This is a genomic window from Butyricicoccus pullicaecorum (assembly GCF_002160355.1).
Taxonomy (GTDB): domain Bacteria; phylum Bacillota; class Clostridia; order Oscillospirales; family Butyricicoccaceae; genus Butyricicoccus; species Butyricicoccus pullicaecorum.
Map to the genome: position 1 here is coordinate 219,245 of NZ_NFKK01000003.1, position 20,601 is coordinate 239,845.

Below are 20,601 nucleotides of genomic sequence, written 5' to 3' on the forward strand. Positions count from 1 at the left end.
ATCTTTTATCAAAAGAGTCGGGAAGTGAGGCGTCCTATCATGCTGCGTAAATATTTGCCCTCTGTCTGCATGTTCGTTTGTCTGCTGCTCTGTGTGCTTCTAATCGGACGAGTCGTCTTGCACAGTGACATACCGCTGCATATGCCGCGCACAACCGTTCAACGGGTTTCCGGGCGTGACGCTGAGCAGGATACCAGACAAATCACACTCGACGGCGGTGCCCTGACTACTCTGATTTCCCGGCAGCTTCCGGTTGATTTCCCGCTGACCAATTTGAACATTCAATTGACCGAGCAGGGAAGTGCATGTTTTACCGCAGACATCGACCCCAGCGCGCTGGAATTGCCGCGCGCTGCCTCGATCCTGTTGCCCAATACATGCAAACTCACCGCAGTTGTCTCAATCGGATATCAGGAAGGTTCCATCATCCTGCATCCGCAGGCGCTCGAAATCGGAGGACTTACACTGCCGCACAGTTTACTGGAGCCAGTCTGTGATACGCTTGCTGAGGCTGCAACCAATGGACTGCGTGCACAGGGCATTTCGCTGCAATCGCTCTCGATTGAAAATGAAATCCTATACATCAACTTAGATTGATAAAAAAAGACCTGAAACCGATTTGGTTTCAGGTCTTGTCATTTGCTCATTACAGGACGCGGCCGCCCCACATGAAGTTCTTGTAGTAGTTGCCGGAGTTCAGGGTATCATACTTGACATACGAGCCGGTGTGCGGAGAGTGGATGAACTCGCCCTCACCAACATAAATGCCAACATGGTTTACCTTGGAACCATTGCCGAAGAATACCAGATCGCCGGGCTTGAGCTCAGAGATCGAATTGATACGGGTGTAGGTCTGGCTCTGTTCCGAAGAAGTACGGGGCAGGGAAATACCCAGTGCATTACGGAATACGTATGTAGTAAAACCAGAGCAGTCAAAACCACTCGGCGTGCTGCCACCGTAAACATACGGGGTGCCCAGGAACTTCTCTGCATAGCTGAGCAGCTTGTCCGCTTCTGCGCTGGACTGTTCCTGCGTAGCAGCAGCTTCATGATGCTGTGCCGGGGTATCGGTCATGGTATGCTCGAAAGTCAGATAATCAGCATAGATATAACCTGCCGTATCATCGATCGCAACGCGGTACCAGCCATCGACAACGCCATTGACGTCAACACAATCATCGGTATTCAGCTGGAGCATAACCTCGGAATCGGTGTTGGGCTCGGTACGGATGTTAACCGAATCCTCGTTTACGATACCCGTTCCAAGATCTACGTCTCCGTCTTCGCTGTACTGAATATAGTCTGCGCTGACATAACCAATTGCGCCATTATACGCAACGCGATACCATTCACTGGTATTGTCGATGACTGCTACTCTCGCGCCGCTCGGAATTGCACCGATTACAGTGCCTCCTGCGGATTCACGGAAATTCAAGTTGGTAGAAGCGGTATTAACACCCGCATAAAGGGCGGATGCATTTCCGATGACCATCGCTGCTGAAAGTGCGGTCGTCAGCACCACCTTTACGTGCTTCATCTTCATATGAATACTCCTTCTCTTCGCCGAACCATGCGGATCGGCGATTCAAACGTGGATTTCTGTCTTACTTCGCCGACAACGCACGGCTCAGCCAAATGGAAGCAATATCCATCGCGCTCCACAGGCTGCTCTTTTCGCTCTTCTTAACGATGCGATCCTTCATGCGAACGGTCTGGCTGGTCTGCTGAAGCTGAACCGCAACCTTAGTCGCAACCTCGAGGTCGCCCTCTTTCTTGGTCTCGAGAATCTGCATCATAATGATGTAGCGATCTTCCATGCTGCCGTAATAAATAATGTTCTCTTTTCGCATCAGAGGATGGCCCTTGTACATCAGGAGCTCTCCGTCTTTGACGATAGATGCCATACAAAATCTCCTTCTCTAATATTACAAAACGATGTTGTAAATTACATTTTGGTTACAAACGCGAATTACAATACGTGTATATAATATCACAATAAGTTGTGATTGTCAAACTAAAATTTACTAAACAGGCGAAATCCGACCGTTCTTATTGTGTTCTTGCGCACTTTCGCGTATAATATAAGGCAATCTTACAAGAAATGAGTTCTATCCATGAAATTCGGTTTTTACACTTTAGGCTGTAAAGTGAACCTGTTCGAAACGCAGGCACTGATGCAGCAGGCACAGGCGCGCGGCCATGAAATCTGCACGCATGATGCCGATGCTTTCATCATCAATACTTGCAGTGTCACCGCCATCAGCGATCACAAAAACCTGCGCGCATTCCATAAAATTCGTCGGGAAAATCCACATGCAATCATTGCCGCCTGCGGCTGTTTTGCCCAGACTGAGCCCGACAAACTGCAAGCCAGCGGAGAGATCGACCTCATCTGCGGTACCTCCGCGCGCTCTGAAGTCATCGCACTGTGCGAAGAAGCCATACAGGGAAGATTCCCGCACGATCTGGACAAGTTCCGCTGTCCCGGACGCAGCTACGAAGTATTGCCTGCTGGCGTACCTGTTGGACGCACACGCGCGCTGCTCAAGGTAGAGGATGGGTGTGACAACTACTGTACTTACTGCATTATCCCGTATGCACGCGGACATGTTCGCTCCATGCCCATGGATACCGCGGTATCCGAAGCGATCCGTCTATCCGAGGCGGGAGTACAGGAAATTGTCGTGACCGGCATTGAAATTTCTTCCTATGGGCGTGATCTTCCCAAACAGCCATCCCTGCTGGATTTGATTGTGCAGCTTTGCCAAGCTGTTCCGCATACTCATATTCGTCTAGGCTCTTTGGAACCACGCACGATTGACGAAAATTTCTGTCAATCGCTCGCCGCATATCAAAATTTACGACCCCATTTTCATCTATCCTTGCAAAGTGGCTGCGACAGCACGCTGGCTCGCATGAAGCGCCGTTATACGGCTGCATTCTTTGCTGAACGCTGCGAACAATTACGCACATACTTCCCGGACTGCTCAATCACGACCGATCTGATCGTGGGATTTCCCGGTGAAACCGATGCAGAATTTGAGCAGACCCTACAATTTATCCAGCAATGTCAGTTCTCGGACATGCATGTATTCCCATACTCCGTTCGTCCGGGTACGCCGGCAGCATCCATGCCCATGCAGATTCCCGATGCAGAAAAATCTGCACGCGCGACAAAAGCAAAATCGATTGCCGCCCAGATGAGCGCAGACTACCGCAGTCGATTTATTGGCCGCACCATGAACGTATTGTTTGAACACCCGGTGAGCGGTTCCGATCTATGGAGTGGACACAGTGACTTCTGCTTTCCTGTACAGGCTGCGCACCCGGCAATCTCCAAAAACAAGCAGCTGCCCGTGCAAATCACCGGTCTGACCGAAAGCGGATTGTCCGGAAAGATCTGTCTTTGACAAAACTTTCAGCAGCGATTATACTGAAAAACAGTACATTTACAAAAAGGAGGGCGGTGCACCATTATGAAGCGTCAGCCCATCGTTTGGATTGCAATTGCGCTCTTTATAGGCGGAACGGTTGCGGGAGCGCTCAGCCTTCCGGGTTCGGCAAATGACTCTTTAATCAGTCAATCTTACGTACTCGGTACATACCTTGAATCTGTTGCGGGGCAGGCATCTGCAAAGGCGAAATCCATCTTAAACACCTCGGTTACCACCAAATTAACCGCATTGGAAAGCCAATACGACACCGAAATGATCACAACCCGTTTGGAAAGCGAAATCATGGCTGCACTCGGCGACAAAACTTCGTCCTCTCTGGCAGCGAACACGGTCATCACCGCACAGACCGGTACCGAAATCACGCTGCAATCGGGTAGTGCAGCTGTCTCGCAGGGCACTTGGATCAATTTGACGACTGGAGAGGCCGTGTCCGCTGGTTCTGCACTGCAAATCAATCAGATCTATTTAGCCGCAGATGATAATGTATCGATCAAACTGCAAAGCAGTAGTTCGGTTCTGATTTCTGGGCAATACACAACCGGAACTTCTTCCTCCGGTTCAAATGTCACCGTGCAATACATGGCATACGCCGATGCGCTGCAATCACTGGGTCTGTTTCAGGGCACCAGCAAAGGCTATGAGCTGGAACGTCCTGCAACCCGGTTGGAAGGCATTGTAATGCTCATTCGTCTGCTGGGAAAAGAACAGGCTGCGCTATCCTGTACAGGTTCGCATCCTTTTACCGATGTTCCCGCATGGGCGACTCGCTACGTTGCTTACGCCTATCAACAAGGCTACACCAGCGGAATTGATGCCACGACGTTTGGCTCTACCATGGATCTGCGTTATCTGGATTACATGACCTTTTTGCTCCGTGCTCTCGGCTACTCCGACACAGGTGGCGATTTCAGCTGGGCAACATCCGACCAGAGCGCGGTTGATCTGGGCATTCAAACGGCAGGGGAGCGGCAGGCCATCCTGCAAAGCGGAAAATTCCTGCGCGATCACGTCGCCTATACCTCTTATCGTGCGCTCTTCGTCAAGACCAAGCGCGGCAGCAGGCTATGTGATGATCTCGTCGCTGCCGGTGTCTTCTCTCAGAGCCAGCTGGAAGCCGTCCAGAAAAAAGGCCTGTAAATCAAGAACCAATTTCCTCCTGATATCATAGGATAAGATGTAATCCACAAAAGGAGGAAAACATTATGTATCTCAATTCTTCTTGCTGGGGCAACGATTCTTGGTGGATCATCATCCTGTTTGCAATCATTCTGCTCTGGATCTGCTGCGGAAACAACACACAGGATACCTGCTGCTGCAACACGCCCGCTCTCGACTGCGGCTGCAACGGCTGCCGTTAATCGATCCTGTCCCACAAAAAAGCGCGGAGAACTCTCTCCGCGCTTTTTTCCTGCCCGTAAAAAATGCATAGAATTCCCGACGAATTCTGCGCATTTCCACGAAAACGTGAAAAAGGGACTTGTCAAATAGCTCAAAATAGGGTAGAATATATGAGCATTCATTTAGAATTTATTAGAACACACTGGTGTTTAATGATTTGGAGGATTCAAAATTATGATTTCTGCAGGTGAATTCAGAAACGGTGTTACTTTTGAGATGGACGGCCAGGTTCTTCAGGTCGTTGAGTTCCAGCATGTAAAGCCGGGTAAGGGCGCTGCTTTCGTTCGCGTTAAGATGAAGAATGTCATCACCGGCGCTGTAACCGAGCGCAGCTTCAACCCCACCGATAAGTACGAGCCCGCTTACGTTGAACGCAAGGAGATGCAGTACCTGTACGCTGACGGCGATCTCTACTACTTCATGGATACCGAGACTTACGATCAGCTGCCGATCAACAAGTCCACTCTGGGCGATGACTTCCGTTTCGTCAAGGAGAATACCAACGTTAAGGTTCTGTCCTACAAGGGCAGCGTATTCGCAGTTGAGCCCCCGCTCTTCGTTGAGCTCGAGATCACCGAGACCGATCCCGGCTTCAAGGGCAACACTGCTACCAACACCCTGAAGCCCGCTGTTCTCGAGACCGGCGCTACCGTTCAGGTTCCGCTCTTCATCGAGATCGGTGACCGCATCAAGATCGACACCCGTACCGGCGAGTACCTCGAGCGCGCAAAGGGCTAAGTCCCAATTTCATATACTGTCTTCACTTTTCACGGAGGAGGATGTTAAATGACTGTCACAGAACGTGTTGCCTACTTGAAAGGACTGTTTGAAGGTCTTGAAATCGATACCGAGAAAAAGGAAGGCAAATTACTCAGTGGTATGCTGTCTGCCCTCGATGAGCTGGCTGAGGCTGTAACGACCCTCAAGCAGCAGAACGAGGAACTGCTTGATGAGCTCGACGATGTTTACGAAGAGCTGTCGGCAATCACCGAGGATTTTCTCCTCGACGATGACGACACTGAGGATGAAATTGCCCCCGATCCCGATCAGGATCTCTATCAGGTTGTTTGTCCGACCTGTGGCGAGATTATTTACCTGGATCAGGATATGTTGGGTGCCGGTTCTATCGTTTGCAATGCCTGCGGAGAAGAATTAGAATTTGATCTTTCAGAGCTTGACAACGAAGAAGAAGTCTGATATAATATTCAACGTTGGTTCACTCCAACGTTGAATATGGACATTTAGCTCAGCTGGTAGAGCATCCGCTTGACGTGCGGAAGGTCATGGGTTCGAGCCCCTTAGTGTCCACCACTAAAAAGCAGTTCTCGAATGAGAACTGCTTTTTTTATTTTCCAAATCAAGGTTTCACGTTTTCGCATATTTTTACGTTTTTCTATAAGTTGTTACATTTTACGAGGTGTCTTTTGTGCGCCATGCCAAAATAGACACAACCTCTGGTGGAATTTCCTTGTATATTTTGTCCTTTGATGCTACAATGATACAGGGCTTTGGCCTCGCATTATTTCTATCTGCTTTATCAGGAAAGGGGGAACTCACATGCAGCCGACTGACATCCGTTATCAGAATTATATTCAGATTCTGAAAGAGGAACTTGTTCCGGCTATGGGCTGTACAGAACCGATTGCGATTGCATACGGTGCAGCCAAGGCACGGGAAATCCTCGGATGTTTACCCGAGACCGTTCTGGTTGAAGCCAGCGGCAACATCATCAAAAATGTCAAGAGTGTTGTCGTGCCGAACACCGATGGTCTGAAGGGTATTGAAGCAGCTGCAGCAGCGGGTATCGTTGCAGGACACGCCGATCAGATTCTGGAAGTCATTGCATCGGTATCTGATGCCGAAAAGCAAGCCATCCGCACTTATTTGGACGAACACGAAATCACCGTCCGTCCCGCCGAAGGAGATGTCATTTTTGATATCATCCTGACGCTACGTTCCGGTGACTCCTATGTGAAGCTGCGCATTGCAGACTATCACACCAACATCGTCCATGTAGAGAAGGACGGCGTTCTGCTCTTGGAAGCTGGACACACCGCAGAAAATGTACAAGCTTCTACGCTCACCGACCGCAGCAGTCTGTCTGTCGAGGGCATTCTGGATTTCGTCGAGACCATGCGCATTGACGATGTTCGCGAAATGGTGGAACGACAGATCGAGTATAACTCTGCCATCGCACAGGCCGGCATCGACGGCAACTGGGGTGCGAATATCGGCTCAGTTTTACTGCATCACTACGGCAACGATGTCAAGATTCGCGCACGCGCTATGGCAGCAGCTGGTTCCGATGCTCGTATGAGCGGCTGTGAATTGCCGGTTATCATTGTTTCCGGCAGCGGCAATCAGGGCATTACCGCATCGGTTCCTGTCATTGAATATGCCAAGGAACTGCAAGTGTCTCATGACAAACTGATTCAGGCGGTCACTTTATCCGACCTTCTGACCATCCACCTCAAAACAGGTATCGGTCGCCTGTCCGCATACTGCGGCGCTGTCAGCGCTGGCTGTGCGGCTGGCTCCGCGATTGCCTGGCTGCAGGGTGGAGGATACGAGGATATCGCACACACCTTGGTCAACTCTCTGGCAACGGTATCCGGTGTCATTTGTGACGGTGCAAAACCCTCGTGTGCGGCTAAGATTGCGGCAGCCGTCGACGCCGGTATTCTGGGTCACCAGATGTACTGTGACGGCCAGCAGTTCTATGGCGGTGACGGCATTGTCACCAAGGGTGTCGAAAACACCATCCGCAATATCGGTCGTCTGGGGCACGACGGTATGCGTGAGACCGATAAGGAAATCATCCGCATTATGACCGGTCTCTAAGTCATTTTATTGGAAGGGGTAATCTACATTATGAAAATTCTGAAGAGCCTGCCCGCGAAGCTGGTTCTCGGCGTTATCATCGGTATGGCTGTCGGCCTATTCCTCGCAGAGGATCTGCTGCCGGCTTCGATTAACACCGGTATCCTTCAGGTCATCGTGACGGCAAAGTATATCTTAAACCAGCTGATCAACTTCTGTGTACCGCTCATCATCATCGGCTTTATCGCACCCTCGATTACCAAGCTGGGTTCGAACGCATCGCGTATGCTGGGTGTCGCCTTGATTCTGGCGTATGTATCGTCGCTGTGCGCTGCACTCATGTCCACTGGTGCTGGCTTTACCATCATTCCGCACCTGAATATCGCCAGTGCGGTTGACGGTCTGCGCGATACACCGGAAGCTGTCTTCAAGCTGGACATTCCGCAGATTATGTCCGTTATGAGTGCACTGGTCATCTCGGTTATGGTCGGTCTGGCTGCAACGGTCAGCAACGCGAAGGTAATCTCTCAGGCGCTCGACGAGTTCCAACGCATCGTTCTTCTGATCGTTACCTGTGTCATCATCCCCATCCTGCCCGTATTCATCAGCACCACCTTCTGCACGCTGGCATACGAGGGTACGATCACCAAGCAGCTGCCTGTCTTCCTGATCGTCGTCATCATCGTTATGATCGGCCATTACATCTGGCTGGGCGTTCTGTACGGTCTGGCTGGTGCGTACTCGGGTAAGAATCCCTGGGATGTTCTGCGCAACTACGGTCCCGCTTACATCACTGCTGTCGGCACCATGTCTTCGGCTGCTACGCTGGCTGTCGCACTGCGCTGCGCGAAGAAATCCAAGGTTCTGCGTCACGACATGATCGACTTTGGTATTCCGCTCTTTGCGAATATCCATCTGTGCGGTTCGGTTCTGACCGAGGTATTCTTCGTCATGGTCGTTTCCAAGATCCTGTATGGCTCTCTGCCCAGCTTTGGCACCATGGTTCTGTTCTGCGCACTGCTCGGCATCTTCGCGATCGGTGCACCCGGTGTTCCGGGCGGTACGGTTATGGCTTCTCTGGGCCTCATCACCGGTGTTCTTCGTTTCGACGATGCTGGTACAGCGCTTATGCTCACCATCTTCGCGCTGCAGGATTCCTTCGGTACTGCTTGTAACGTTACCGGCGACGGTGCGCTCACGCTGATGCTCACCGGTTATGCGGAAAAGCACAATATCCAAGAACAGCACATCGATTTCTCTCTTTGATTTCTGTGCAGTAAAAAAGAGCTGTCCAAACGGACAGCTCTTTTCTTATGTCTTATTTCTTTGCAGTCTCTTTTCCGAAGATGATGAAGAGCAACGCGCTGACACCGAGCAGAATCGGATAGTAGCAATAGGGCACAATCTGCACCGACGAGATTTTCTGAGTTGCCATCTCGGTCGCTGCTGCTGCGTACAGCAGCTGTGCACCGTAAGGGATGATTCCCTGGAAGGTAGAGGTGAAGATATCCAGCAGGGAAGCGGTACGCTTGGGGCTGATATCATAATCCTCTGCAATCTCCTTTGCAATCGGACCTGCAATGACAATCGCAACCGTATTGTTTGCCGTCGAACAGTCTACGACCGAAGACAGCGCGGCAATACCAATTTCTGCACCCTTCTTACCGTGAATGCAGCGGCGAATCATGTACAAGATCCAATCGATACCGCCGTTCTGGCGAACCAGAGAAACGACACCAGCTACCAGGATCGAGATAACGGTAATGTCATACATGCTCATAATACCGTCGCCCATGATCTTGAAAATATCCAGCAGACCAAAGTCTCCGTAAGCAACACCGATGGCCAGCGAAAGGACCGTGCCGCCAACCAGGAGCAGAAATACATTCAAGCCAACGAGTGCACCAATCAGGACAACCAGATAGGGGATGATGCGAACCACATTATATGTCAGTTCCTCAGCGGGCGCATAATTTGTCCCCATCGTGCTGACAAAGAAGATAATCGCTGTGACAATCGCAGCAGGCAGGGCAATCTTAAAGTTTTCGCGGAACTTGTCCTTCATCGCACAGCCCTGTGTACGTGTTGCCGCGATGGTCGTATCCGAAATCATGGACAGGTTATCGCCAAACATTGCACCACAGACCGCCGCACCAATGCACAGTGCCATGGAAATGCCGGTCTTTTCACTGATACCAATCGCAATCGGCGCCAGTGCAACGATCGTACCGACCGAAGTACCCATCGAGGTCGAGATAAAGCAGCCGATGATAAATACGCCAACAACTGCGACGTTGCCCGGCAGAATGGACAGGCCGAAATTGACCGTCGCATCTGCGCCGCCTGCCGCCTTTACCGAAGCGGAAAATGCACCTGCGAGAATGAACACCAGACACATAATCATAATGTTCTCCTCACCAGCACCGCGCGCCATCGTATTCAGCTTTTCCTCAAAGGTCAGCTTGGTTCCTTTGGGATTCTGCAAAAATGCAACGATCAGCGCAATCAAAAAGCCAACAATCGCTGGCAGGGAATCTCCGAACATGCCGCCCATGCGATTATCTATGATGCCAACCGCGATGAAAAGCACCAAGAAGACCGCAATCGGGAGCAGCGCCCACGGATTTCCTTTTTTCATAGTGAAACCTACTTTCTTTCTGACATATTCCATGTCATTTTTCCTTGTAGCCTATCATACACGATTTTCGTAGAAAAAACAAGGGATATGCTTTTGTGCATATCCCTGAAGATCAATATTTCATGCGGCGAAAATGCATTTGGTCACCGATCTGATTGACAATCCAGACCGAAATCCAGCCCAGCACAATGCCCAACAGTGCACCGCACAGCACGTCGGTCGGATAATGAACGCCGACATAGAGGCGAGAAAGTCCGATCAATACCGCAAGTACCCCGCATGCGATTCCCGGTTTTTTGTAAAAACCAAAGCATGCAGTCGCCGCGCAGAAGGAAGACAATGTATGTCCGGAAGGGAAGGAATACAAATCTCCCGGCGAGACAAGCGGTATAATATCGGTATAAGTACGGAACGGCCGAGGACGCGCAACGATGTTCTTAATGGCCAGATTTCCAATCAACAATCCGAGCAGCAATGCAAGCAGCATCGCGATACCACACCGCCGTGTACGCGGACGAATCACCAGTACAAGTGCAAGTATCAGCCAAATCGCTCCTGCATTTCCCAGTGAAGTGATCAGTGTCACAATGGGTGTCAGCCAGTCCTGCCGTACATGCTGGGCAATGTACAGCAATATATCATGATCTAATCCCTGTATCCATTCCATCTATGCCAAACTCCTCCTGTTCGTTTTATTTATTGTATAGAATCCGATCGGAAGTTGCAAGCGAAGAAATTGACTTTTTGTATTGTCTTAAAATTTGTCTCAAAAAATCCCAAATTTTCTCTTGACAGCTTTGCACAAATGGTCTATCATATACCTATATTCTTTCACAAGCTAAATTAGTAAAAGCAATGAACGGGTAAAGTAATCGTTCCCCAGATTTCAGAGAGCTGTTGGTCGGTGCAAAACAGTATCTGTGACCGGTGAAACTCGCCCGGGAGCTGTGGACTGAAATTTTCCAGTAGGTTCTACCGGTTGTCCCCCGTTATAGGGAAGGCATATTGTTTGATATGCACTGAGTGGTCGTCTACGGACGGCAATGAGAGTGGTAACGCGGAGTTTCTAGCTTCGTCTCTTAAAGTATTTTAAGGGACGAAGCTTTTTGTTTTGTCCCGCAGATCCCAAACTTTGTCTATCAGGAGGATTTTGATCATGGGAAGAACGATTCAGATTTTTGACACAACCTTACGTGATGGCGAGCAGTCTCCCGGCTGCAGCATGAACCTGAATGAAAAAATCGAGGTTGCACGTCAGCTGGAATCCATGAAGGTCGACATCATCGAGGCCGGTTTTGCCATTGCTTCCCCGGGTGATGCGGCAGCGATCGCAGCCATTGCAGACAACGTTCACAACTCGACGGTCTGCTCGCTGGCGCGCTGTGTAGAAAAGGACATTGACGCGGCATACAGCGCAATCAAGCGTGCAAACTCCGCACGTATTCACGTATTCCTTGCAACGTCTCCGCTCCACAGACAGTATAAGCTGAAAATGTCTCAGGACGAAGTTTTGGAAGCAATCGCGCACAATGTTGCTTACGCAAAGAAGTATTTGAGCGATATCGAGTTCTCCGCTGAGGACGCTTGCCGCACCGAGCCCGAGTTCCTGGCAAAGACCTTTGAAGCTGCCATCAAGGCTGGTGCAACCACGCTTAACATTCCCGACACCGTCGGTTATATGGCTCCCGATGAGTACGCTGCACTCGTTCGTTATCTGCGTGAGCACACCCCCGGCATTGAAAACGTCACGCTGTCCTGCCACTGCCACAACGACCTCGGCATGGCGGTTGCCAACTCGCTGGCAGGCGTTGAGGCCGGTATCAACCAGATCGAATGTACAATCAACGGTATCGGCGAGCGCGCCGGCAACGCTTCCATGGAAGAGTGCGTCATGGCGCTGCATGTCCGCCGCGACTACTATCAGGCAGAATCCAACATCGATACCACCCAGATCTATCGTGCTAGCCGCATGATTCAGACCATCACCGGTGTTCCGGTCGCTCCGACCAAGCCGATTATCGGTGCAAACGCATTCGCACACGAATCCGGTATCCATCAGCACGGCGTCATGGCAAACAAGGAAACTTACGAGATCATGACCCCCGAATCTGTCGGTATTCCGCAGAACGCCATCGTTCTCGGCAAGCACTCCGGCCGTCACGCATTCGAAGATCGTCTGCGCACGCTGGGCTATCAGCTCGATGCTGAAAAGCTCGACAAGGCATTTGCAAAGTTCAAGCTCCTCGCAGACAAGAAGAAGATCATCAAGGATCGCGACCTCGAAGCTCTGGTCGGCGCAGTTCCGGTTTCCGGCAGCGAGCGTTACACGCTGGTCAACTTCGTTATCAACTCTGGTAACTCCATCACCTCGACCGCAGTCATCCGTGTCAAGCACGGCGATGAGACCATTGAGCGCGTCGCAGCATCGGACGGCCCGATCAACGCCGCATTCCGTGCCATCAACAAGATCGTCGGCCGCGAAGTTGTTCTGGAGGATTACTCTTTGAAGGCAATGACCGAAGGCGAGGACGCACAGGGCGAAGCAATCGTCAAGATCTCGGTAGACGGCAGCGAGCTTGTCACCGGCCGCGGCGTTGCAGTCGACGTCATTGAGGCTTCGATCAAGGCATATATCAACGGTATCAATAAGTTCTTTATGGAATAAGCAAGAGGGATTACAACTATGGCAATGACAATGACTCAGAAGATCCTCGCAAAACATGCGGGACTTGACGCGGTGACCGCCGGACAGCTCATCGAGGCACAGGTCGACCTGACCCTGGCCAACGATATCACCGGCCCGGTTGCCATCCGCGAGATGGAAAAGGCAGGTTTTGACAAGGTTTTTGACCGCACCAAGATCGCGCTTGTTATGGACCACTTTGCACCGAATAAGGACATCAAGTCTGCTCAGCAGTGCTTGGAGTGCCGCGAATTCGCGAAGAAGTACGACATCGTAAACTTTTACGATGTTGGCGAGATGGGTGTCGAGCACGCGCTGCTGCCCGAAAAAGGCCTGACCGCTCCGGGTGAGCTCATCATCGGCGCAGACTCCCACACCTGCACCTACGGTGCGCTGGGTGCGTTCTCCACCGGCGTTGGCTCGACCGATTTGGCTGCCGGTATGGCAACCGGTAAGGCATGGTTTAAGGTTCCCTCGGCCATCAAGTTTGTTCTGAAGGGCAAGAAGGCTCCCTGGATTTCCGGTAAGGATGTCATTCTGCACATCATCGGCAAGATCGGCGTAGACGGTGCACTGTACAAGTCGATGGAATTTACCGGCGCGGGTGTTGCAGAGCTGTCCATGGACGACCGCTTCACCATCTGCAACATGGCCATTGAGGCAGGCGCTAAGAATGGTATCTTCCCGGTTGACGACAAGACCATGGAATACATCAAGGATCGTGTACACCGCGATGTCACGGTATTCGAGGCCGACGCAGACGCAGTCTACGACGAGACCTACGAGATCGATCTGTCCACGCTGCGTCCGACTGTTGCATGCCCGCATCTGCCTGAGAACACCAAGACCATTGATGAACTCGACCACATCGAGATTCAGCAGTCGGTGATCGGTTCGTGCACCAACGGCCGTATCGAAGACATGCGCATTGCAGCTTCCATCCTCAAGGGCCGTCATGTTGCTCCCGGTGTACGTACCATCGTTATTCCGGCAACACAGGAAGTTTACCTCCAGTGCATCGAGGAAGGTCTGGCGAAAATCTTCATCCAGGCTGGTGCCATTGTCTCCACGCCGACCTGCGGCCCGTGCCTCGGCGGTCACATGGGTATTCTGGCGCAGAACGAGCGCTCGATCTCGACCACGAACCGCAACTTTGTCGGCCGTATGGGTCATATCACGAGCGAAATCTATCTGGCAAGCCCGGCAGTCGCTGCCGCATCCGCCGTTATGGGCTACATCTGTGCCCCCGAAGATGTCAAGTAACAGGGAAGGAAGTCTACCATGATCGTAAAAGGTTCTGTTTTCAAATATGGAGATAACGTCGACACCGACGTTATCATCCCTGCACGTTATCTGAATATCGCCGATCCGGCTGAGCTGGCTACCCATGCAATGGAGGATATCGACACCGAATTTGTCAAGAAGGTTCAGCCCGGTGACATCATCGTGGCAAACCGCAACTTTGGCTGCGGTTCCTCGCGTGAGCATGCGCCGCTCGTTCTGAAGGAAAACAAGGTTTCCTGCGTCATCGCAGCTTCCTTTGCACGTATTTTTTACCGCAACGCCATCAACATCGGTCTTCCCATTCTGGAATGCGAAGCTGCTGCAAACGGCATCGAGGCAGGGGATGAGGTATCGGTCGACTTTGATACCGGTGTCATCACCAACGTTACCAAAGGCGAGACCTACCAGGCAGCTGCATTCCCGCCGTTTATTCAGTCTATCATCCATGCCGGCGGTCTGCTCAAGTCGCTGAAGGAAAGAGGAGAGTGAGTCCCATGAATTACAATATTGCAGTCATCAAGGGTGACGGTATCGGCCCGGAAATCGTTTCCGAGGCTATGCTGGTTCTGGAAAAGATCGGCGAAAAGTTTGGTCACACTTTTAACTTTCAGGAAGTTCTGGCTGGCGGCTGCTCCATCGATGCAAATGGCATTCCGCTGACCGATGAGACGGTCGAAATCTGCAAAAATGCAGACTCGGTTCTGCTCGGTGCCGTCGGTGGCCCTAAGTGGGACAATGTACCGTCTGCAAAGCGCCCGGAAAAGGCTCTGCTCGGTCTGCGCGCAGCACTCGGTCTGTTTGCTAACATTCGCCCTGCGATGATGTACAAGGCTCTCGCGGATGCCTGCCCGATCAAGAAGGAAATCATTGGCGACGGTTTCGACATCGTCGTTTGCCGCGAGCTGACTGGTGACGTCTACTTTGGCAATCACTACCGCAAGGAAAGTGACTGTGGTTGGGGCGAAATGGGATGCGACGATATGAACTACTCGGTCTACGAGGTAGAGCGCATCGCACGCCGTGCGTTTGAGATGGCGCGTGTCCGCTCCAAGAAGGTCACCAGCGTTGACAAGGCCAACGTGCTCGAGACCTCCCGCGTCTGGCGTGAGACCGTAACCCGCATTGCAGCCGAGTATCCCGACGTTGAACTGCAGCACATGTATGTTGACAACGCTGCCATGCAGCTGGTACATAACCCGGGTCAGTTTGACGTTCTGCTGACCGGCAATCTGTTCGGCGACATTCTGTCCGACGAGGCTTCCATGATTACCGGCTCGATCGGTATGCTGCCGTCCGCTTCGATCGGCGAAACCGGCCGCGGCATGTACGAACCCATTCACGGTTCTGCACCCGACATCGCAGGCAAGGGCATTGCAAACCCGATTGCGACTATTCTGTCCTGCGCCATGATGTTGCGCTACTCGTTCGGTCTGTCGGCGGAAGCTGACGCCATCGAGCAGGCTGTCGGAAAGGCACTCGACAACGGCTGCCGCACTGCCGATATCGCAGCGCCCGGTCAGACCGCTCTGTCCACCAGTGAGATGGGTCAGGTCATCCGCGATTTGATCTAAAATATCTGAAATTTCAACAGCCGGCACCGATTTGTGTCGGCTGTTTTTGTGTACCTTTACAGATATCCCGAACAAATTAGGCTTGTGGTTTATCGGGAAATGCGCTAGAATAGAATAGATATAAAATATATATATAGATGGAGAATCAGCTGTGAAAACTGCAAATATTTTAGGTGTCACTTTTCATAATGTCACACTCAAAGACGCGGTCGACGCGGCAATGGATCAGATCCGCGCCGGAAAAAAGGGTTATGTCGTAACCCCTAACCCGGAAATCGTATATGCAACGTTCGAGGATCCGGTCTTCCGCGATATCGTTAACCGTGCCTCTCTTGTTCTGCCCGACGGCATTGGCGTTATTTATGCTGCCCGCATTTTGGGCGTTCCGCTTGCCGGCAAGGTTCCCGGTATCGACTTTGCAGACGCACTTATGTATCGCATGTCGCAGGAAGGTATGCGCCTGTTCCTGCTCGGTGCCAAGCCGGGTGTCGCTGAAAAGGCTGCTGAAAACATCAAAAAGAAATATCCCGGACTGGTCATCGCTGGTACGCAGGACGGCTACTTTAAGGACGACCAGCAGGCAATCGATGCGGTCAAGGCCGCAGGCGGAGCCGATGTCATGTTTACCTGCCTCGGTGCCCCCAAGCAGGAGCGCTTTATGGCCGGTCACATGGACGAGCTCCCGGTTACGCTGTCTTGTGGTCTGGGTGGTTCGCTGGATGTATTCGCCGGAACCGTACAGCGTGCGCCCGAGCTCTTCCGCCGTTTGAATCTGGAATGGCTCCACCGTCTGCTCAAGCAGCCCAGCCGCTTCGGACGCATGATGAAACTGCCGCTGTTTCTGCTGATCACCATCAAGACCAGACTGTTTGGAGGAAAACAATCATGATGAAAGTCCGTTTGCTGGCACACACGCCCGACCCTGAGCGTTTGATCGCCGCCGCGGCTAAAAACTGCTACTCGTCCGTCGATGTTGACGGTATTCTGGATGGACTGACCGAGGAAAAAACACAGTCCTTCTTACAGATGCTGACCGAAATCGGTCACGAAAGCCCGATTGAGCACGTTTCGTTCACCTTTGCAATCGAAGGCGTGTCCCGCTCGCTGCTGGCACAGATTACCCGCCATCGCATGGCTTCCTACAGCGTCCAGTCCCAGCGCTATGTGCGCGAGAAGGGCTTTGAATATGTTGTCCCGCCCGAGATTGAGAAAATCCCGGCAGCTAAGGCACAGTTTATTCAGGCAATGGAAGACGATCAGCGCACTTATGAAGCGCTGACCGCAACGCTGATGGAAGGTTATCTGGCCGAAAATCTGGCTGCGGGTATGAGCGAAAAGGCTGCTCGCTCCAAGGCGGAGAAAAAAGCCATTGAGGATGCGCGTTATGTACTGCCCAACGCCTGCACAACCCGCATCGTCATGACCGCCAATGCACGTTCTCTGCAAAACTTCTTCCGTCTGCGCTGCTGCAACCGCGCACAGTGGGAGATTCGTGCACTGGCAGAAGAAATGTACAAGCTTGTCTATGCCGTAGCGCCCACGCTGTTCCGTCATGCCGGCCCGCCGTGCGTGTCCGGTCCCTGCACGGAAGGCAAAATGACCTGCGGTCAGGCAAGTCAGGTTCGCGCCCATTATTTGGAACTGCAGAACGCTGAATAATTCGTTTTCGGCTGCAAATCATCCAAATAAGAGCGATCTACACGAGAGAGAAAGGATTTTATGTTAGATTTTCGAGAAATCACGCTGGAAGATAAAGAGCGCGTTGAAGCCTGTGCCAGAGCGCACAACTACCATCTGTGCGAGCACTGCTTTGTCGATCTGTATATCTGGCGCGATCACTATGATACCAAAATCTGTTTTCTAGGTGACTTCTTACTGGTTAAAATGCGGGATGCAGATTCCGGAAAGGAAATGTATCTGGCGCCGATCGGAGAGGGAAGTCTGTGTCAGCCGGTCGCAGCACTGCGTGAGGATGCTGCTGAGCGCGGCAACCCGTTTATTATGGTCTCAGTTGCCGAGGACATGATTGAGCGCATGGAAACCTGCTGTCCGGGTCAGTTCGACTACTCCTACAACGAAGGCGCAGCCGACTATGTCTATCTGAGCGAAAAATTACAGACCTTATCGGGTAAGAAATTACAGTCCAAGCGCAATCTGGTCAACCGTTTCCTGGCCAACTATGAAGGCCGCTGGAGTTACGAGGATATTACCCCGGATAACGTGCGGGAAGCACTCAAGTTCCATTTCAAATGGTGCGAGATGAATGGCTGCATGCGTGACCACGCCTTCTTCGGCGAAACCTGCGCGGTTGGTATCGGCCTGAACAACTGGGATGCCCTCGGTCTGCGCGGCGGTCTGCTGCGTCTGGACGGGGAAGTGATCGCATTCACGTTCGGCTGTCGCGCAACCGATGACATGTACGTCGTTCAGATCGAAAAGGCTGACCATAATATTCCCGGTGCCTATCAGATGATCAACCAGCAGTTCGTCAAACGCAACTGCACCGATGTCATGTACGTCAATCGTGAGGAAGATCTCGGTCTGGAAGGTCTGCGCAAGGCAAAGCAATCTTACTATCCGGCATTTTTGTCCAAAAAATATGTCGCCGTCCCGAAAGGGGAAGCACAATGATCCGCTTCGCTCAGCCGGGTGATCTTTCGGCAATTCGTGATCTCTGGGAGATTTGTTTTCCGGATGACACCGGGTTTAACCCTTATTACTTTGATCATCTGTTTTCCCTGAATGACACCCTTGTATGTGAACTTGACGGTTGTATCGCTGCCATGGTGCAGATGCTGCCCTATACACTTCGTGTGCACGATCAGGATTTTCCGGTCACTTATATCTACGGCGCTTGTACCCATCCTGACTTCCGCCGTCAGCATCTGATGAGTCAACTGCTGTCCGCTTCTTTCGACTGGGATCAACAGCATGGCCGTGTTGCCTCCATGCTCATTCCACAAGAGAAATGGTTGTTCGATTTCTATCGTCCATTCGGCTATCTGCCTCAGTTTTCTATCCAAACGATCACCAGGCAGATTGCACCCATCCCCAATAATTGTCTGCGTCCCTTGACCGCAGATGATCTTGATACGTGTCAGGCGCTTTACGATGCCCAGACTGCACAGTACGATATGGCAGTGATCCGCTCGGCTGCACAATGGCAGCAGCAGCTCGCCCTCTTTCAAACTTTAGGTGCTGGTGCTTATGGCTGGGAGCAAGATGGGAAACTAACAGGCTACGCTTTCGTCTGGCAGGAAGAATCTGGCATCTGGGCACAGGAATGTATCTGTGCAGACCGTGCCAATCGAGAGGCTTTCCTGTCCGCTTTGGCACATCAGACAGGCTGCACCTCGGTACGCATTTCCGGCCCGACCGACGAGCCCGCTCATTCTTTGGGATGCATTAAATTTTACACGTCTCGGCCGTCCATGCACGGCTATATGAATCTTATGCTCAACTGAAAAGGAGAGAACAGTCATGGTTTATGTATTTTTAGCTGACGGTTTTGAAGAAGTCGAAGCATTGACCCCGATTGATGTCCTCCGCCGCGCTGGTGTCGATGTCCGCACGGTCGGTGTGACTGGAAAGACGGTGACCGGTGCGCACGGTGTACCGATGATCGCCGATTTACTGCCTGAAGAGACCGATCTGGCATCGGCCGACCTGATTTTCCTGCCGGGCGGTATGCCGGGCACCAAGAATCTCTATGCATCGGATTTCGTTCGCAATGCAGTTGAGAAGGTTCTGGCTGACGGTCACTATGTCAGCGCGATTTGTGCTGCACCGTCTATCGTTCTGGGCGGCATGGGCCTGCTCAAGGGCAAGCGTGCAACCTGCTATCCGGGCATGGAAGACGGCATGGTCGGTGCCATTGCACAGGCTGTTCCCTGTGTCTGGGACGGCAAGATTATCACTGGTCGCGGCGCAGGCGCGGCGTTTGACTTTGCACTGACACTCTGCGAGGCACTGTGCGGTCGGGAAACCGCGGATAAGATTGCCGCTTCAGTCTGCTATGCACGCTGAAAAAGCTCTCTTACGCAAAAAAATGCTTGCACTGCGGGCAGCAGAGACCCCGGAGGCACGTCGCCTTCGGGATCGTGCTATTACCGAGGCTGTGTGCGGACTGGATGCATACCAATCAGCGCACACGATTTTCTGCTACTGCGCGACAGCAGAAGAAATCGCAACTGACGCGATTATTTCCAATGCGCTGGTGCACGGAAAGCGAGTATGTGTCCCACGCTGCGAGCGTCCCGGAGAAATGACAGCCAGAGAAATCCATTCTCTGCATGAGCTCATTCCTGGAAAATTTGGAATCCGCGAACCGCAAGCTGATCGCCCCATCATCTCACCGGAAGAAATCGATTTTTGCATCGTGCCCTGTCTGTGTGCCGATCTCCAAGGATTTCGTCTGGGCTACGGCGGTGGATACTACGATCGCTTTTTGTGTCAAACCTCAGCTTTCACGGCAGTATTGTGCGATTTTTCCCGACTGCTGCGCACACCGCTGCCCCGAGAAGCTACCGATATCCCTTGTGACTGTATCGTAACGGAAAGGCAGGTACATAGTGAAAAGTAAATCCGCATTGCGGCTCTGCCTGTCGCTCTTCATCTGTTTTGCGCTGCTCATCGGCGCGCAATCCTTTTTACCGAATATTTTAACCCTCTATCCTGAATGGTTCGGTATCTTGCTCGACTTTGCCGCTATGTTCATTCCCATTGTTCTGCTGCATGTTCTTATGCCGCGCA

At 51.9% G+C, this 20,601-nt stretch carries 22 protein-coding genes, 1 tRNA gene and 1 other annotated feature; of the genes, 19 read left to right on the forward strand and 4 right to left on the reverse strand.

Annotated features, from left to right (window positions below; translation table 11 throughout):
- Nucleotides 1-39: 39 nt before the first annotated feature.
- Nucleotides 40-597: a hypothetical protein gene (locus tag B5F17_RS04245; RefSeq protein WP_087371159.1), complete on the forward strand. Its 558-nt coding sequence runs from the start codon at nucleotides 40-42 to the stop codon at nucleotides 595-597.
- 49 nt (nucleotides 598-646) lie between these two features.
- On the opposite strand, the gene B5F17_RS04250 is transcribed toward B5F17_RS04245, so the two are convergent.
- Together B5F17_RS04250 and B5F17_RS04255 are read right to left on the reverse strand one after the other, a co-directional pair.
- Nucleotides 647-1,537, reverse strand: coding sequence for a C40 family peptidase (locus B5F17_RS04250; protein WP_162608071.1), 891 nt, complete (start codon nucleotides 1,535-1,537; stop codon nucleotides 647-649).
- 67 nt (nucleotides 1,538-1,604) lie between these two features.
- Nucleotides 1,605-1,904: a hypothetical protein gene (locus B5F17_RS04255; RefSeq protein WP_016146631.1), complete on the reverse strand. Its 300-nt coding sequence runs from the start codon at nucleotides 1,902-1,904 to the stop codon at nucleotides 1,605-1,607.
- Nucleotides 1,905-2,114: 210 nt separating this feature from the next.
- Between B5F17_RS04255 and mtaB the strand changes: the two genes are divergently transcribed.
- From mtaB to B5F17_RS04290, 8 genes are all read left to right on the forward strand, one after another.
- The gene (gene mtaB, locus B5F17_RS04260; protein WP_087371163.1) at nucleotides 2,115-3,410 is read left to right on the forward strand and encodes a tRNA (N(6)-L-threonylcarbamoyladenosine(37)-C(2))-methylthiotransferase MtaB; all 1,296 of its coding nucleotides are present in this window, start codon (nucleotides 2,115-2,117) and stop codon (nucleotides 3,408-3,410) included.
- Between the two features lie 66 nt (nucleotides 3,411-3,476).
- A complete protein-coding gene (locus B5F17_RS04265; RefSeq protein ID WP_016146629.1) occupies nucleotides 3,477-4,592 on the forward strand; it encodes an S-layer homology domain-containing protein in 1,116 nt (371 codons plus the stop codon).
- Between the two features lie 65 nt (nucleotides 4,593-4,657).
- A complete protein-coding gene (locus tag B5F17_RS14780; protein WP_162608072.1) occupies nucleotides 4,658-4,813 on the forward strand; it encodes a hypothetical protein in 156 nt (51 codons plus the stop codon).
- Nucleotides 4,814-5,027: 214 nt separating this feature from the next.
- Nucleotides 5,028-5,591: an elongation factor P gene (gene efp / locus B5F17_RS04270; RefSeq protein WP_016146627.1), complete on the forward strand. Its 564-nt coding sequence runs from the start codon at nucleotides 5,028-5,030 to the stop codon at nucleotides 5,589-5,591.
- A 48-nt stretch (nucleotides 5,592-5,639) separates the two neighbouring features.
- Nucleotides 5,640-6,050 (forward strand): CD1247 N-terminal domain-containing protein, encoded by a 411-nt coding sequence (locus B5F17_RS04275; RefSeq protein ID WP_087371165.1) that lies wholly within the window; start codon nucleotides 5,640-5,642, stop codon nucleotides 6,048-6,050.
- A gap of 38 nt (nucleotides 6,051-6,088) precedes the next feature.
- Nucleotides 6,089-6,164 (forward strand) — tRNA-Val (locus tag B5F17_RS04280).
- Between the two features lie 246 nt (nucleotides 6,165-6,410).
- A complete protein-coding gene (locus B5F17_RS04285) occupies nucleotides 6,411-7,694 on the forward strand; it encodes an L-cysteine desulfidase family protein (protein ID WP_087371170.1) in 1,284 nt (427 codons plus the stop codon).
- Nucleotides 7,695-7,721: 27 nt separating this feature from the next.
- Entirely contained in the window at nucleotides 7,722-8,939 is a 1,218-nt protein-coding gene (locus tag B5F17_RS04290) for a dicarboxylate/amino acid:cation symporter (RefSeq protein ID WP_040332643.1), read from the forward strand.
- Between the two features lie 52 nt (nucleotides 8,940-8,991).
- On the opposite strand, the gene B5F17_RS04295 is transcribed toward B5F17_RS04290, so the two are convergent.
- Nucleotides 8,992-10,311: a Na+/H+ antiporter NhaC family protein gene (locus tag B5F17_RS04295; protein ID WP_164470496.1), complete on the reverse strand. Its 1,320-nt coding sequence runs from the start codon at nucleotides 10,309-10,311 to the stop codon at nucleotides 8,992-8,994.
- Between the two features lie 112 nt (nucleotides 10,312-10,423).
- A complete protein-coding gene (locus tag B5F17_RS04300; protein WP_087371176.1) occupies nucleotides 10,424-10,978 on the reverse strand; it encodes a phosphatase PAP2 family protein in 555 nt (184 codons plus the stop codon).
- Between the two features lie 179 nt (nucleotides 10,979-11,157).
- Nucleotides 11,158-11,394, forward strand: a binding site (T-box leader).
- 73 nt (nucleotides 11,395-11,467) lie between these two features.
- On the opposite strand from B5F17_RS04300, the gene B5F17_RS04305 reads away from it, so the two are divergent.
- From B5F17_RS04305 to B5F17_RS04350, 10 genes are all read left to right on the forward strand, one after another.
- A complete protein-coding gene (locus B5F17_RS04305) occupies nucleotides 11,468-12,976 on the forward strand; it encodes a 2-isopropylmalate synthase (RefSeq protein WP_016146621.1) in 1,509 nt (502 codons plus the stop codon).
- 18 nt (nucleotides 12,977-12,994) lie between these two features.
- Nucleotides 12,995-14,257 carry a 3-isopropylmalate dehydratase large subunit gene (leuC, locus tag B5F17_RS04310; RefSeq protein ID WP_087371180.1) on the forward strand — a complete coding sequence of 421 codons (1,263 nt, stop codon included), beginning with the start codon at nucleotides 12,995-12,997 and terminating at the stop codon, nucleotides 14,255-14,257.
- 18 nt (nucleotides 14,258-14,275) lie between these two features.
- Complete coding sequence (leuD, locus tag B5F17_RS04315) at nucleotides 14,276-14,767, forward strand: 3-isopropylmalate dehydratase small subunit (protein ID WP_016146619.1); 492 nt, start codon at nucleotides 14,276-14,278, stop codon at nucleotides 14,765-14,767.
- Nucleotides 14,768-14,772: 5 nt separating this feature from the next.
- Entirely contained in the window at nucleotides 14,773-15,849 is a 1,077-nt protein-coding gene (gene leuB, locus B5F17_RS04320) for a 3-isopropylmalate dehydrogenase (protein WP_087371183.1), read from the forward strand.
- A gap of 151 nt (nucleotides 15,850-16,000) precedes the next feature.
- Nucleotides 16,001-16,738: a WecB/TagA/CpsF family glycosyltransferase gene (locus tag B5F17_RS04325; protein ID WP_016146617.1), complete on the forward strand. Its 738-nt coding sequence runs from the start codon at nucleotides 16,001-16,003 to the stop codon at nucleotides 16,736-16,738.
- Nucleotides 16,735-17,508, forward strand: a complete 774-nt coding sequence (gene thyX, locus B5F17_RS04330; RefSeq protein ID WP_087371187.1) for an FAD-dependent thymidylate synthase — start codon at nucleotides 16,735-16,737, stop codon at nucleotides 17,506-17,508. Before B5F17_RS04325 ends, thyX begins: the two co-directional genes overlap by 4 nt.
- 60 nt (nucleotides 17,509-17,568) lie before the next feature.
- Nucleotides 17,569-18,480 (forward strand): DUF2156 domain-containing protein, encoded by a 912-nt coding sequence (locus tag B5F17_RS04335; protein ID WP_016146615.1) that lies wholly within the window; start codon nucleotides 17,569-17,571, stop codon nucleotides 18,478-18,480.
- Nucleotides 18,477-19,313, forward strand: coding sequence for a GNAT family N-acetyltransferase (locus tag B5F17_RS04340; RefSeq protein ID WP_087371189.1), 837 nt, complete (start codon nucleotides 18,477-18,479; stop codon nucleotides 19,311-19,313). The genes B5F17_RS04335 and B5F17_RS04340 overlap by 4 nt, the downstream gene beginning before the upstream one ends.
- Nucleotides 19,314-19,329: 16 nt before the next feature.
- Nucleotides 19,330-19,875: a DJ-1 family glyoxalase III gene (locus B5F17_RS04345; protein ID WP_087371192.1), complete on the forward strand. Its 546-nt coding sequence runs from the start codon at nucleotides 19,330-19,332 to the stop codon at nucleotides 19,873-19,875.
- Nucleotides 19,865-20,431: a 5-formyltetrahydrofolate cyclo-ligase gene (locus B5F17_RS04350; protein ID WP_087371195.1), complete on the forward strand. Its 567-nt coding sequence runs from the start codon at nucleotides 19,865-19,867 to the stop codon at nucleotides 20,429-20,431. The genes B5F17_RS04345 and B5F17_RS04350 overlap by 11 nt, the downstream gene beginning before the upstream one ends.
- Nucleotides 20,432-20,601 lie beyond the last annotated feature (170 nt).